Consider the following 15,472-nt stretch of genomic DNA (forward strand, 5'->3'; position numbering starts at 1 on the left):
TAGGATTCAGCGCAAACCTTGGTCAATGCCGCTGTCAGAGTGGTCTTGCCATGGTCGACGTGACCGATGGTGCCCACATTAAGGTGCGGTTTTTTACGTTCAAATTTCTCTTTAGCCACGGTAGATAGCCTCTTTGATTAGCTTGGGTTCAGTTAGCCTTGCTTCTTGATGATTGCTTCGGCGATGTTAGTTGGCGCCTCGGAGTACTTCGAAAACTCCATGGAGTAGCTCGCACGCCCCTGGGACATGGAGCGCACATCCGTGGCGTAACCGAACATCTCACCAAGTGGGACCTCAGCGCGGATCACTTTACCGGAAACGGAATCTTCCATTCCTTGTACCAGACCGCGACGACGATTCAGGTCGCCCATCACATCACCCATGTAGTCCTCGGGTGTCACAACTTCGACATTCATCATCGGCTCGAGCAGCACCGCGCCGCCCTTCTGGGCCAAATGCTTGGTGGCCATGGAAGCAGCGATCTTGAATGCCATCTCGTTCGAATCGACATCGTGAAACGAGCCATCGAACAGTGTTGCTTTCAAGTTCAGCAGAGGATAACCGGCAAGAATGCCGTTCTTCATCTGCTCGTCGATACCCTTCTGGACAGCCGGAATATATTCACGCGGTACCGAGCCACCGACAGTTTCATTCACGAAGACAAGACCTTCCTCGCTTTCGTCGGATGGCTCAAACCGGATCCAGACGTGACCATACTGGCCGCGACCACCGGATTGACGCACGAACTTGCCTTCGATTTCGCACTTGTTGCGGATCGCTTCACGATAAGCCACCTGCGGCTTGCCGATATTGGCTTCCACGCCAAATTCGCGCTTCATGCGATCAACCAGAATATCCAGGTGCAGCTCGCCCATACCGGAGATAATGGTCTGACCGGACTCTTCATCAGTGCGCACACGGAATGACGGATCTTCCTGAGCCAACTTACCCAGGGCAACACCCATCTTTTCCTGGTCAGCTTTTGTTTTCGGCTCAACTGCTACCGAAATAACCGGCTCAGGAAACTCCATGCGCTCAAGGATGATCGGATGATCCTGTGAACAAAGAGTGTCACCCGTGGTGACGTCCTTCATCCCGATGAGAGCCGCGATATCCCCGGCCAGCACTTCCTTGATCTCCTCGCGGGCGTTTGCATGCATTTGCACCATACGACCCACGCGCTCTTTTTTACCCTTGACTGAATTCAATACAGCATCGCCAGACTTCAGCACGCCGGAATACACCCGAACGAACGTCAGCGTTCCCACAAAGGGATCAGTAGCGATCTTGAATGCCAGCGCAGAGAAGGGCTCGGAATCATCGGCATGCCGCTCATCGAGCCTCTCCTCGTCATCAGGGTGAGCACCCTTGATAGCAACAACCTGGTCAGGCGCAGGCAAGTAATCGATAACGGCGTCAAGAACCAGGGGCACGCCCTTGTTCTTGAACGAAGTACCACAGACCGCAGGAACAATCTCGCAGGCCAGAGTGCGCTGACGCAGCCCCGCCTTGATCTCGTCCTCGGTCAACTCGCCACCTTCCAGGTACTTGTTCATGAGCTCTTCATTGGCTTCGGCAGCAGCCTCGACCATCTGCTCACGATACTTCTGCGCCATCTCCAGCATCTCGGCGGGAATGTCTTCCTCGCGAGCGGTAAGGCCGCTGTCCTCATCGCTCCAGTACATGGCTTTCATGCGCAGCAGGTCGATTTGCCCCTCGAAGTTTTCTTCGGCGCCGATAGCCAACTGGATCGCGACAGGCGTATGACCAAGCCGCTTCTTGATCTGCTCGACTACGCGCAGAAAGTCTGCACCCTGTCGGTCCATCTTGTTCACGTAAACGATACGCGGCACACCATACTTGTTGGCCTGACGCCATACCGTTTCCGACTGCGGTTCAACACCGGAGGTACCACAGAACACGACGACTGCGCCGTCGAGCACCCGCAAGGAGCGCTCTACTTCGATAGTGAAGTCGACGTGACCGGGCGTATCGATGATGTTGACGCGGTGACGCTTGTATTGCTTCTCAGAACCTTCCCAGAACGCCGTGGTAGCAGCAGAGGTGATGGTAATCCCTCTCTCCTGCTCCTGCGCCATCCAGTCCATGGTAGCCGCACCATCGTGCACCTCACCCATCTTGTGGTTGACGCCGGTGTAAAAAAGAATCCGCTCCGTCGTAGTAGTCTTGCCCGCATCAACGTGCGCGCAGATACCAATATTCCGGTACAGATTAATGGGGGTTACACGAGACAAAATATTCTCCTGAGTCGTTAGAAGCGATAATGGGAGAAGGCTTTGTTGGCTTCAGCCATACGGTGCACATCTTCACGCTTCTTGACTGCTGCACCCTTACCTTCAGCAGCATCGACCAACTCGCCAGCCAGACGCAGAGCCATCGACTTCTCGCCACGCTTACGGGCAGCGTCAACCAACCAGCGCATCGCCAGAGCGTTGCGACGGGAGGGACGCACTTCAACCGGAACCTGATAGGTGGCACCACCTACACGGCGGGATTTAACCTCGACCAGCGGTGCAATGGCATCGAGCGCGCGCTCGAACAGCTCGACTGGATCTTCGGTCTTGGTACGCTCCTTGACCTTGTCCAGGGCACCGTAAACGATGCTTTCGGCTACGGCTTTCTTGCCGCTTTCCATTACGTGGTTCATGAACTTGGCGAGAATCTGGCTGCCGTACTTTGGTTCTGGCAGGATCTCACGTTTTGCTGCTACGCGACGTCTTGGCATGATAAGCCCTCAAACGGTCTTCAGGTTAGCCCGGGACTTGCCCGACCTTACTCTTATCGACTCAGGATAAATGAATTCAAAAATTACTTAGGACGCTTGGCACCGTACTTGGAACGGCCCTGACGACGATCCTTGACACCGGAGGTGTCCAGAGAACCGCGAACAGTGTGATAACGCACACCTGGCAAATCCTTTACACGACCACCACGGATCAGCACAACGCTGTGCTCCTGGAGGTTGTGACCTTCACCACCGATGTAGGAAGAAACTTCGTAACCGTTGGTCAAACGGACACGGCAGACCTTACGCAGAGCCGAGTTCGGCTTCTTCGGCGTAGTGGTGTATACACGAGTACACACGCCACGACGCTGCGGGCAGTTCTGCAGCGCTGGCACGTCGCTTTTTTCAGCAACGCGCTTGCGCGGCTTGCGAACCAGCTGGTTAATTGTCGCCATCTAGCAAAACTCCACTGATGTCTATCAGACATATTAAATAAAAAATGGCAGGACACAGCGTCCCACCAATTTTAGGGGTACGGAATTCTATAGAGCCCGCCCCCGCTCGTCAAGGTCAGCGGCGCCCGCGGGCGCCGACCACCTTATTCAGTCGTTGCCCGAATTCAACGCATCGGACAGCGCCTGCTCGATCTCTACTGCACTGACCTTCGCCGGCTTGTCGGCCATACGCTGACGCTTGCGCTCGGCGTGATAGGCCAGACCGGTACCGGCTGGAATCAGACGACCTACTACTACGTTCTCTTTCAAGCCGCGCAGATGGTCGCTCTTTCCAGTGACGGCCGCTTCGGTCAGTACCCGCGTGGTTTCCTGGAAGGAAGCCGCGGAAATGAACGATTCGGTCGACAGCGATGCCTTGGTAATACCCAGCAGCACGTGCTCGTACTTGGCCGGGAATTTATCCTGAGCAACCAGGCGTTCGTTTTCTTCCAGAGCGCTGGTCAGTTCGATCTGATCGCCCTTGATGAAGTTCGAATCACCGGTCTCTGTGACTTCAACCTTACGCAGCATCTGGCGAATGGTCACTTCGATGTGCTTGTCGTTGATCTTCACGCCCTGCAGGCGATATACGTCCTGAATCTCGTTGACAATGTACTTGGCCAATGCACTGACACCCAGCAAACGCAGGATATCGTGCGGGTTGCTCGGACCGTCGGAGATGACTTCACCCTTGGTAACCTGCTCACCTTCGAACACGTTCAGGTGACGCCACTTCGGAATCAGCTCTTCGTACTGCTCGCTGCCATCGGTCGGAGTAATGACCAGACGACGCTTGCCCTTGGTTTCCTTACCGAAGGAAATCGTGCCGCTGATTTCCGCCAGAATGGAAGATTCCTTCGGGCGACGGGCTTCAAACAGGTCGGCAACACGTGGCAAACCACCGGTGATGTCTCGGGTCTTTGACGTTTCCTGGGGAATACGGGCAACAACGTCACCCACGTTCACCTTGGCACCATCGGACAGATTGACCAGAGCGTTGGCTGGCAGGAAGTACTGGGCAGGCACATCAGTACCTGGCAGCAACAATTCCTTGCCGTTTTCGTCGACCAGCTTCACTGCAGGACGGATGTCCTTACCTGCTGCCGGGCGATCCTTGGCATCCATGACTTCAAGGTTGGTCAGACCAGTCAGCTCATCAGCTGTACGCTTGATGGTGATGTTCTCTTCCATTCCAAAGAAAGCCACAGTACCGGATATCTCGGTAACGATGGGGTGAGTGTGCGGATCCCACTTGGCAACAACCTGACCAGCGGCAACCTTTTCACCTTCCTTGATGGAAATGAAGGCACCGTAAGGCAGCTTATAGCGCTCGCGCTCACGACCGAATTCGTCAGCTACGGCCAGTTCACCGGAGCGGGATACGGCCACAAGAGTTCCGTCGGCACGCTCAACGTGCTTAAGGTTGTGCAGACGAATAATGCCGCCGTTCTTCACCTGAACGCTGTCAGCAGCCGACGTCCGGCTTGCCGCGCCACCGATGTGGAACGTACGCATGGTCAGCTGGGTACCTGGCTCACCGATCGACTGGGCAGCAATAACACCCACGGCCTCGCCGATGTTGATCAGGTGACCGCGAGCCAGGTCGCGACCGTAACAGGTACGACATACGCCATAGCGGGTTTCACAGCTGATGGGCGAGCGCACAATGACTTCGTCGACGCTGTTCAGCTCGAGGAACTCGACCCACTTCTCATCAATCAGGGTGCCGGCCGGAACGATAGTTTCTTCCGTGCCGGGTTTGATCACATCACGGGCAATGGTACGACCCAGTACGCGCTCACCCAGCGGCTCGACGATATCGCCACCTTCAATGTGCGGCGCCATGAGCAGGCCGCGATCGGTGCCGCAATCAGTCTCGGTGATCACCAGATCCTGGGCTACGTCTACCAGACGGCGTGTCAGGTAACCCGAGTTCGCTGTCTTCAGAGCCGTATCGGCCAGGCCCTTACGGGCACCGTGCGTGGAGATGAAGTACTGGAGTACGTTCAGACCCTCACGGAAGTTGGCGGTAATCGGCGTCTCGATGATTGAGCCGTCCGGCTTGGCCATCAGGCCCCGCATACCCGCCAACTGACGAATCTGGGCAGCGGAACCCCGGGCACCGGAGTCAGCCATCATGTACATGGAGTTGAAGGACTCCTGCTCCACTTCGTTGCCGTCACGATCCAGCACGCGGGTGGACTTGAGGTTGTCCATCATCGCCTTGGAGATCTCGTCGTTGGCCTTGGACCACAAGTCGATCACCTTGTTGTACTTCTCACCCTGGGTCACCAGACCCGAGGCGTACTGATCTTCAATCTCTTTCACTTCTTCGGTGGCCGCATCAATGATGCGCGCCTTCTCATCGGGGATGACGAAGTCATTCACACCAATGGAAGCACCAGAAATGGTCGAGTAGGCAAAACCGGCATACATCAGCTGGTCAGCGAAGATAACGGTTTCCTTCAGACCCACCACGCGGTAGCACTGGTTGATCAGCTTGGAAATCGCTTTTTTCTTCAGGGGCTGATCGACCAGCTCATAGGGCAAGCCCTTGGGCAGAATCTGATACAGCAGGGCCCGACCGACCGTGGTATCAACGATACGGCTTTCTGTGGTCCAGCTCTCATCCTTGTGCTTGATGGTTTCGCTGATGCGTACTTTTACCAACGCGTGCAGATCAGTCTGACCACTACGGTAAGCCATCTCCACTTCGTTAACGTCGGCGAAGCGCATGCCCTCGCCCTTCGCATTGATACGTGTACGGGTCATGTAGTACAGACCCAGTACCACGTCCTGCGATGGCACGATGATCGGCTCACCGGAAGCCGGCGACAGGATGTTGTTGGTGGACATCATCAGTGCACGCGCTTCCAGCTGGGCCTCGAGGGTCAGCGGAACGTGTACAGCCATCTGGTCGCCGTCGAAGTCGGCGTTGTAGGCAGCACAGACCAGCGGGTGCAACTGGATTGCCTTACCTTCAATCAGAACCGGCTCGAACGCCTGGATACCCAGGCGGTGAAGGGTCGGAGCACGGTTCAGCAGTACTGGGTGCTCGCGAATTACGTCAGCGAGGATATCCCATACTTCTGGCAGCTCGCGCTCGACCATCTTCTTGGCGGCCTTGATGGTAGTCGCCAGACCACGGTGCTCCAGCTTGCCGAAGATGAACGGCTTGAACAGCTCGAGTGCCATCTTCTTGGGCAGACCACACTGGTGCAGACGCAGGGTAGGACCAACCACGATTACCGAACGGCCGGAGTAGTCGACGCGCTTGCCCAGCAGGTTCTGACGGAAGCGGCCCTGCTTGCCCTTGATCATGTCGGCCAGGGATTTCAGCGGGCGCTTGTTGGTGCCGGTGATGGCACGGCCACGACGACCGTTGTCCAGCAGGGCATCAACCGACTCTTGCAGCATGCGCTTTTCGTTCCGCACGATGATATCGGGCGCAGACAGATCCAGCAGACGCTTGAGGCGGTTGTTACGGTTGATCACACGGCGGTACAGATCGTTCAGATCCGAGGTCGCGAAACGGCCACCGTCCAGGGGTACCAGCGGACGCAGATCCGGCGGCAGCACGGGCAGTACGGTCATGACCATCCACTCGGGCTTGTTTCCCGAACCGTGGAACGCTTCCATCAGCTTCAGACGCTTGGACAGCTTCTTGATCTTGGTCTCGGATGTAGTCTGCGGAATCTCTTCACGCAGCACGGCAATCTCGTGGACCAGATCCATGTGAGTCAGCAGCTCGAAGATCGCCTCGGCACCCATGCGGGCATCGAAGTCGTCACCGAACTCTTCAAGCGCTTCGAAATACTGTTCATCGTTGAGCAGTTGACCCTTTTCCAGGGTCGTCATGCCCGGCTCGATAACCAGGTAGGATTCGAAATACAGCACGCGCTCGATATCGCGCAGCGTCATGTCCAGCAACAAACCGATCCGGGAAGGAAGCGACTTGAGGAACCAGATATGAGCGACCGGTGAGGCCAGCTCGATGTGACCCATGCGTTCGCGACGGACCTTGGCCAGAGCCACTTCCACGCCGCACTTCTCGCAGATCACACCACGGTGTTTGAGCCGCTTGTACTTACCGCACAGGCACTCGTAATCCTTTACCGGGCCAAATATCTTGGCGCAGAAAAGGCCATCACGCTCAGGCTTGAACGTGCGGTAGTTGATGGTTTCCGGCTTCTTGACTTCGCCATATGACCAGGACCGGATCATTTCCGGTGACGCCAAGCCGATTCGCAGTGAATCGAACTCTTCAATCTGTCCCTGGGACTTAAGCAGGTTCAGTAGATCTTTCAAGGCCTATACTCCTCGCAGTGTCTCAATGGCGGGATACTTTCACCATTGAGACATGGGCAGTTGGTGGTTACTCGGATTCCAGTTCGATATCGATACCCAGCGAACGGATTTCCTTGATCAACACGTTGAAGGATTCAGGCATGCCTGGCTCCATACGGTGATCCCCGTCCACGATGTTCTTGTACATCTTGGTACGGCCATTCACGTCGTCCGACTTCACAGTCAACATTTCCTGCAATGTGTAGGCTGCACCGTATGCTTCCAGGGCCCAGACCTCCATCTCACCGAAACGCTGACCACCAAACTGCGCCTTACCACCCAACGGCTGCTGGGTTACCAGACTGTACGAACCGGTGGAACGGGCGTGCATCTTGTCATCGACCAGGTGGTTCAGTTTCAGCATATACATGTAACCAACAGTCACCGGACGATCAAAGCTGTTACCGGTACGACCGTCGATCAGCTTCATCTGACCTGTATCGGGCAAGTCGGCCAAGCGCAACATATGCTTGATCTCATGCTCCTTGGCACCGTCGAATACGGCCGTCGCCATGGGCACACCACCACGCAGGTTGTTCGCCAGGTCGATGATTTCCTGATCGCTGAGCTCTTCGAGTTTCTCCTGGCGACCACCAACCTTGTTGTAGATCTCGTCGAGGAACTCGCGCAGCTCGGCAACCTTGCGCTGGTCTTCCAGCATCCGGTTGATCTTCTCACCCAGCCCCTTGGCCGCGAGGCCCAGGTGGGTTTCGAGAATCTGACCTACGTTCATCCGCGAAGGAACACCCAGCGGGTTCAGCACGATGTCGACCGGCGTGCCGTACTCGTCATGGGGCATGTCTTCGATCGGCATGATGACCGAGATAACACCCTTGTTACCGTGACGACCGGCCATCTTGTCACCCGGCTGGATGCGGCGCTTGATAGCCAGGTAGACCTTGACGATCTTGAGTACACCTGGCGCCAGGTCGTCGCCCTGCTGCAGCTTGCGCTTCTTGTCTTCGAACTTGTCGTCCAGCAGCTTACGGCGGTCAGACAGATACGCCTGCGCCATCTCCAGCTGCTCGTTCAGACTGTCTTCGCTCATGCGCAGTTTGAACCACTGTCCATGCTCGATGCCGTCCAGAATTTCATCAGTCAGCTTCGCGCCCTTCTTCAGGCCAGCACCGCCTTCAACTGACTGACCAACCAGCGCTGCACGCAGACGCTCGAAAGTAGCTACTTCGACGATACGGAACTCTTCCTGCAGATCCTTGCGGATCTCGTCGAGCTGTTCCTTCTCGATCGCCAGGGCGCGGGAATCGCGCTCGACGCCGTCACGGATGAAGACCTGAACGTCAATGACCGTGCCCTTGGTACCAGTCGGCACGCGCAGGGACGTATCTTTAACGTCAGACGCCTTCTCACCGAAGATGGCTCGCAAGAGCTTCTCCTCAGGAGTCAGCTGGGTTTCACCCTTGGGCGTGACCTTACCGACCAGGATGTCGCCAGGGCCGACTTCGGCGCCGACGTAGACCACACCAGCCTCATCCAGCTTGCCCAGTGCCGATTCACCGACGTTGGGGATGTCGGAGGTGATTTCCTCCGGCCCCAGCTTGGTGTCGCGGGACACACAGGTCAGTTCCTGGATGTGGATGGTGGTGAAGCGATCTTCCTGCACCACGCGCTCGGAGACCAGAATCGAGTCTTCGAAGTTGTAACCATTCCAGGGCATGAACGCGACGCGCATGTTCTGACCCAGGGCCAGTTCACCCATGTCGACGGAGGAACCGTCGGCGAGGATGTCATTGCGTACGATGACATCACCTTTCTTCACCAGCGGACGCTGGTTGATACAGGTGTTCTGGTTGGAACGGGTGTATTTGGTCATGACGTAGATGTCGACGCCGGCTTCGCCAGCTTCGATCTCGTCATCGGCCACGCGCACCACGATACGGCTGGCGTCGACAGAATCGATCACACCACCGCGGCGTGCGGTTACGCACACACCCGAGTCACGGGCAACGTTACGCTCCATGCCGGTACCGACCAGAGGCTTCTCAGCACGCAGTGTGGGAACGGCCTGACGCTGCATGTTCGAACCCATCAAGGCGCGGTTGGCATCGTCGTGCTCGAGGAACGGAATCAACGACGCAGCAACCGATACTACCTGGCGCGGCGACACGTCCATCAGGGTCACTTCATGTGGCGCCTTGACAGTAAATTCGTTCTGGTGACGCACTGCTACCAGGTCATCGGTCAGCTTGCCGTCTTCAACCTTGGCGCTAGCCTGGGCGATAACGTGATCGGATTCTTCGATCGCTGACAAGAAGATGATCTCGTCGGTCACCTGGGCATCGCGTACACGACGGTACGGGCTTTCCAGGAAGCCGTACTTGTTAGTACGGGCGTAGGTAGCCAACGAGTTGATCAGACCAATGTTCGGGCCTTCAGGCGTTTCGATAGGACATACGCGACCGTAGTGGGTCGGGTGTACGTCACGCACTTCGAAGCCGGCACGCTCACGGGTCAGACCGCCCGGCCCAAGAGCCGAGACACGGCGCTTGTGGGTGATTTCGGACAGCGGGTTGTTCTGGTCCATGAACTGGGACAGCTGGCTGGAACCGAAGAATTCTTTCACTGCCGCCGCAACCGGCTTGGCATTGATCAGATCCTGCGGCATCAGGCCTTCGCTTTCGGCCATGGACAAACGTTCCTTGACCGCACGCTCAACACGCACCAGACCAACACGGAACTGGTTCTCGGCCATCTCGCCAACCGAGCGCACGCGACGGTTACCCAAGTGGTCGATATCGTCGACAACGCCTTTGCCGTTACGGATGTTGACCAGGGTCTTGAGCACTTCGATGATGTCTTCCTTGCTCAGGACACCAGCGCCTTCGATCTCGTCACGGCCAATACGACGGTTGAACTTCATGCGGCCAACAGCAGACAGATCGTAACGATCGGTGCTGAAAAACAAGTTGCCGAACAGGGTCTCGGCAGCATCCTTGGTTGGCGGCTCGCCGGGACGCATCATGCGATAGATTTCTACCAGCGCTTCAAGCTGGGTAGTAGTGCCATCAATGCGCAATGTGTCGGAGATGAACGGACCACAGTCAATATCGTTGGTGTACAACGTCTCCAATCGCTTGATGCCAGCCTTCTGCATCTTGGCAATCAGATCAACCGAGATTTCGACGTTGCACTCGGAGATAATTTCACCGGTGGCGGGATCCATCATCGGCTTGGCAATAGTACGGCCAAGCACGTAGTCAAATGGCACTTCCAGACTGTCGATACCTGCTTTCTCAAGCTGGTTGATGTGCCGTGCTGTGATACGACGGCCCTTCTCGACAATAACCTTGCCCTTGTCATCCTTGATGTCAAAGGTCGCAATCTCGCCGCGCAGGCGCTGGGGTACGAGCTCGAGCTGCAGGTTTTCACCCTTTACCTCGAACACGTTGGTGTCGTAGAAGATGTCCAGAATTTCGTCGGTCTGGTAACCCAGCGCACGTAACAGCACGGACGCAGGCAACTTGCGACGACGGTCGATACGAACAAAAACCGCATCCTTGGGATCAAATTCAAAGTCCAGCCAGGAGCCGCGGTAAGGAATCACGCGGGCCGAGTACAGCAGCTTGCCGGAGCTGTGCGTCTTGCCACGATCGTGGTCGAAGAACACACCCGGGCTGCGATGCAGCTGGGAAACGATAACACGCTCGGTACCGTTGATCACGAAGGTACCGTTCTCGGTCATCAGGGGGATTTCCCCCATGTAGACTTCCTGCTCCTTGATGTCCTTGATCGCCTTGTTGGAAGACTCACGATCAAAGATGATCAGGCGCACTTTCACGCGCAGCGGGACCGCGTAGGTCACACCACGAGAGACACATTCCTTGACGTCAAAGGCAGGATCGCCCAGACGATAACCGACATATTCGAGTGCCGCATTACCGGAGTAGCTGATAATGGGGAACACAGATTTGAAGGCCGCATGCAGACCGATATCACGAACCTGCTCCTTCGCCACGTCCGATTGCAGGAATTCCCGATAGGAATCCAGCTGAATCGCCAGCAGATAGGGCACATCCATCACATGCGGCAGTTTGCCAAAGTCCTTGCGGATACGTTTTTTCTCAGTATATGAGTAAGCCATCAGCGTTCCCCAGCTTGGTCACCTGCTTGATTGGCTTTCCCCTGCGGGGAAAACCAGAAAATGCTTGCAAGTCCTACGCCTTGCTCACCCCTCGGGGTGCCTTCCCGTCGGCTGCTTCACAGAAGCTCACCAGAACGGAAAAAGGCCGGTGGCACACAGGCCACCAGCCATCAATCTGACCGTTAAATCAGACTGTCGACACAAGGTCGCACAAGCTTACTTGAGCTCAACCTTGGCGCCGGCTTCTTCCAGGGTCTTCTTGGCAGCTTCTGCCTCGTCCTTGGAGACGCCTTCCTTGATGGTGCCAGGAGCGCCGTCAACCAGTGCCTTGGCTTCTTTCAGGCCCAGGCCTGTCAGCTCGCGAACAGCCTTGATCACGTTCACTTTCTTCTCACCGGTTTCGGTCAGAACAACGTTGAACTCGGTCTGCTCTTCAGCAGCAGCGGCAGCCGGGCCGGCAGCTGGGCCAGCAGCGGCAGCAGCGGAAACGCCAAACTTCTCTTCCATTGCCTGGATCAGTTCAACAACCTGCATTACTGACATTTCGGAAACGGCGTTGATGATATCTTCGTTGGTCAGAGCCATGACTCAAATTCCTGTATTGGTGGACGATCCGGAGACCGTCAAAATAGGGTGTGCGAATGAACGAGCTTGAAGCGCCTATCAGGCAGCTTCGGCTTCCTTCTGATCGCGAACAGCAGCCAAGGTACGAACGAACTTGCTGGTGGCGCCTTGAATCACGCTCATCAGCTGGCTAATAGCCTCGTCGTAAGTCGGTAGCGTAGCCAGAATGTCGATCTGTGAAGCTGCAAGGAAGTTGCCTTCAAAGGCTGCGGCCTTGATCTCGAATGCGCTCTGACTCTTGGCAAACTCTTTGAACAAGCGGGCAGCAGCACCGGGATGTTCATGGGAGAAGGCGATAAGAGTCGGACCTGTAAAGACGTCGTTGAGGCACTCGTACTGAGTTCCTTCAACAGCGCGACGCATCAGTGTGTTACGCACAACGCGTACGGTCACACCGGCATCACGCGCATCTCTGCGCAGACCAGTCATAGCAGCAACGCTCACACCGCGGGCATCAGCCACAACAGCGGAGAGCGCACCTTTGGCAGCTTCGTTGACTTCAGCGACGATGGCTTTCTTGTCTTCGAGCTTAATTGCCACGGGTTTTACTCCTGGATTTACCATTGATCGCCCGAAGGCGACGTGTATTGGTGTCTGATCCAGCCTGCACTGAATCGGGAGCACCATCTGCGTAGGCTGGGAGAAATGCTTCCCCTTTTTGAGACTTTCGCCACCTACGGTCTTGGATAGCCCCCGCGATGGCAGGGACCCCAAAAAGTAGCGCTCTACCCAGAGGCAGAGCGCTGTTAAATCAGATAGTCAGGGAAGCGTGATCGATCTGAACCCCGGGACCCATAGTGGTGCTCAGGGTTACGCGCTGCAGATAGACACCCTTTGACGTGGAAGGCTTGGCCTTCTTAAGGTCGGCGATAAGGGCTTCAACGTTTTCCTTCAGCTTGACGGCATCAAAGCCGACCTTGCCGACTGAACAGTGAATGATGCCATTCTTGTCGGTGCGGTAGCGAACCTGACCGGCCTTGGCATTTTTCACGGCAGTGCCAACGTCAGCAGCCACGGTGCCAACCTTGGGGTTAGGCATCAGACCACGGGGGCCCAGCAGCTGACCCAGTTGACCAACAACGCGCATCGCATCAGGAGAAGCGATAACCACGTCATAGTTCAGGTCGCCGGCTTTCATTTCAGCAGCCAGATCATCCATACCCACCTTGTCGGCACCGGCGGCCAGAGCAGCCTCGGCGTTGGCGCCCTGAGTGAACACGGCTACGCGTACGGTCTTGCCAGTGCCATGCGGCAACAGGGTGGCGCCACGTACGACCTGGTCGGACTTGCGTGGGTCGACGCCCAGATTGACAGAAACGTCAACCGACTCGACAAACTTGACACTGGATACTTCGGCCAACAGAGCGGCGGCATCTTCAAAGGCGTACGCCTTGTTTGCCTGCACTTTCTCGTTGATTGCCTTTTGACGCTTGCTCAACTTAGCCATTTACACACCCTCCACAGTAAGGCCCATGCTACGCGCGGAGCCGGCGATGGTACGCACAGCGGCGTCCATGTCGGCAGCTGTCAGATCAGCCTTCTTGGTAGTGGCGATCTCTTCCAGCTGTGCACGAGTAACAGTGCCTACTTTCTGGGTGTTCGGGCGAGCGGAACCGCCCTTCAAGCCAGCAGCCTTGAGCAGCAGGATGGCCGCCGGAGTACTCTTGGTTTCAAAGGTGAAGCTACGGTCACTGTAAACGGTGATGATCACGGGTGTCGGCAGACCAGGTTCCATGCCTTGGGTCTTGGCATTGAACGCCTTGCAGAATTCCATGATATTAACGCCGTGCTGACCCAGAGCCGGACCCACTGGCGGACTAGGGTTAGCTTGACCAGCTTTCACCTGCAGCTTGATATAAGCATTGATTTTCTTAGCCATGTTTCTTTCTCCAATGGGTATTAGCGCCTTGCGGCTCCCCGGTTTAACACATCACACTGACAACAAAACCCCGCACCGCCATTGGCGCTGCAGGGTTCAGGAGGACGTGGGCAATCAGCCCTTTTCTACCTGGCCGAACTCGAGCTCGACTGGGGTAGGACGACCAAAGATGAGAACAGCCACCTGAACACGGCTTTTCTCGTAGTTCACTTCTTCCACCACACCATTGAAGTCGGCGAAAGGACCATCAGTAACGCGAACCACTTCACCTGGCTCGAACAGCGTCTTGGGCTTGGGCTTATCCGTGCCTTCGGCAACGCGGCGCAGGATAATATCCGCTTCCTTGTCAGTAATTGGCGCAGGCTTATCGGCGGTACCGCCAATGAAACCAAGTACCCGGGTAGTGTCTTTCACCAGGTGCCAGCTACCTTCGTTCATTTCCATCTGGACCAGAACGTAGCCAGGAAAGAACTTGCGTTCGCTCTTGCGTTTCTGACCGTTGCGCATTTCCACTACTTCTTCAGTGGGCACAAGGATCTCGCCGAACAGCTCTTCCATTCCGGCCAGCTTGATACGCTCCTGAAGTGAGCGCATGACGTGCTTTTCATAGCCTGAAAAGGCATGCACTACGTACCAACGCTTAGACACGGATCACCCTTAACCAATGAACTGAGAAATGATCCAACCCAGCAAGGTATCCAGCCCCCACAAAACAAGGGCCATCACCAATACAACCGCTACTACAATAAGGGTTGTCTGAGTCGTTTCCGGACGGGTTGGCCAAACCACCTTGCGAATTTCAATGCGCGCTTCTTTCAAGAGCGCCCAAAAAGCCTTGCCTTTGGATGTCTGCAGCGCTACAAAGCCTGCAACCAAACCCAACACAACCAGTGCTAGGGCACGATACAAAACAGGTTCGGCGGCAAAATAATGGTTTCCATAAACCCCGGCGACAACAATGATCGCCACGACAATCCACTTGGGTACATCTAGGCGGTCGTCGTAAAGCTCAGCTTTGGTGCTCATGAATCATTAAATCCTGTTTTGGTAGCCAGAAAATGAAATCTGGCAGGCCAGGAGGGAATCGAACCCCCAACCTGCGGTTTTGGAGACCGCCGCTCTGCCAATTGAGCTACTGGCCTGTAATCGCAGTCGAGCCGGCAATAGTACCGGCTCGACAGTTCAAGATCAAATGCTAATTAAGCAATAATCTTGGCAACCACGCCGGCACCAACGGTACGGCCGCCTTCGCGAATCGCGAAGCGCAGACCATCTTCCATGGC

The 15,472-nt window shown here is 56.0% G+C and carries 13 protein-coding genes and 1 tRNA gene; all 14 read right to left on the reverse strand.

The features are described 5' to 3' along the window. A partial coding sequence (locus FZF01_RS19000; protein WP_263363819.1) for a GTP-binding protein occupies positions 1 to 119 on the reverse strand: 119 nt, incomplete at its 3' end. A 33-nt stretch (positions 120 to 152) separates the two neighbouring features. Next, on the reverse strand, positions 153 to 2,255 hold the full coding sequence (gene fusA / locus FZF01_RS19005; protein WP_150279427.1) for an elongation factor G: 2,103 nt from the start codon (positions 2,253 to 2,255) through the stop codon (positions 153 to 155). Between the two features lie 17 nt (positions 2,256 to 2,272). Then, the gene (gene rpsG / locus FZF01_RS19010; protein ID WP_150279428.1) at positions 2,273 to 2,746 is read right to left on the reverse strand and encodes a 30S ribosomal protein S7; all 474 of its coding nucleotides are present in this window, start codon (positions 2,744 to 2,746) and stop codon (positions 2,273 to 2,275) included. 83 nt (positions 2,747 to 2,829) lie between these two features. Further along, positions 2,830 to 3,201, reverse strand: a complete 372-nt coding sequence (rpsL, locus tag FZF01_RS19015; RefSeq protein ID WP_022964798.1) for a 30S ribosomal protein S12 — start codon at positions 3,199 to 3,201, stop codon at positions 2,830 to 2,832. Between the two features lie 147 nt (positions 3,202 to 3,348). Next, a complete protein-coding gene (gene rpoC, locus FZF01_RS19020) occupies positions 3,349 to 7,548 on the reverse strand; it encodes a DNA-directed RNA polymerase subunit beta' (protein WP_150279429.1) in 4,200 nt (1,399 codons plus the stop codon). Between the two features lie 67 nt (positions 7,549 to 7,615). Beyond that, positions 7,616 to 11,686 carry a DNA-directed RNA polymerase subunit beta gene (gene rpoB, locus FZF01_RS19025; protein WP_150279430.1) on the reverse strand — a complete coding sequence of 1,357 codons (4,071 nt, stop codon included), beginning with the start codon at positions 11,684 to 11,686 and terminating at the stop codon, positions 7,616 to 7,618. A gap of 216 nt (positions 11,687 to 11,902) precedes the next feature. Beyond that, a complete protein-coding gene (gene rplL, locus FZF01_RS19030; RefSeq protein ID WP_150279431.1) occupies positions 11,903 to 12,271 on the reverse strand; it encodes a 50S ribosomal protein L7/L12 in 369 nt (122 codons plus the stop codon). Between the two features lie 78 nt (positions 12,272 to 12,349). Beyond that, the gene (gene rplJ, locus FZF01_RS19035) at positions 12,350 to 12,850 is read right to left on the reverse strand and encodes a 50S ribosomal protein L10 (RefSeq protein ID WP_150279432.1); all 501 of its coding nucleotides are present in this window, start codon (positions 12,848 to 12,850) and stop codon (positions 12,350 to 12,352) included. Positions 12,851 to 13,061: 211 nt separating this feature from the next. Then, complete coding sequence (rplA, locus tag FZF01_RS19040) at positions 13,062 to 13,757, reverse strand: 50S ribosomal protein L1 (protein WP_150279433.1); 696 nt, start codon at positions 13,755 to 13,757, stop codon at positions 13,062 to 13,064. After that, positions 13,758 to 14,189, reverse strand: coding sequence for a 50S ribosomal protein L11 (gene rplK, locus FZF01_RS19045; RefSeq protein ID WP_150279434.1), 432 nt, complete (start codon positions 14,187 to 14,189; stop codon positions 13,758 to 13,760). A gap of 114 nt (positions 14,190 to 14,303) precedes the next feature. After that, the gene (gene nusG / locus FZF01_RS19050; RefSeq protein WP_150279435.1) at positions 14,304 to 14,837 is read right to left on the reverse strand and encodes a transcription termination/antitermination protein NusG; all 534 of its coding nucleotides are present in this window, start codon (positions 14,835 to 14,837) and stop codon (positions 14,304 to 14,306) included. A gap of 9 nt (positions 14,838 to 14,846) precedes the next feature. Further along, positions 14,847 to 15,215 carry a preprotein translocase subunit SecE gene (gene secE / locus FZF01_RS19055; protein WP_150279436.1) on the reverse strand — a complete coding sequence of 123 codons (369 nt, stop codon included), beginning with the start codon at positions 15,213 to 15,215 and terminating at the stop codon, positions 14,847 to 14,849. Between the two features lie 40 nt (positions 15,216 to 15,255). Further along, positions 15,256 to 15,331, reverse strand: a tRNA-Trp gene (locus FZF01_RS19060). A gap of 57 nt (positions 15,332 to 15,388) precedes the next feature. Further along, positions 15,389 to 15,472: EF-Tu C-terminal domain-related protein (locus FZF01_RS19065; protein WP_220789499.1), on the reverse strand; the 84-nt coding region annotated here is incomplete at its 5' end.

This window comes from Halopseudomonas salina (genome assembly GCF_008641105.1).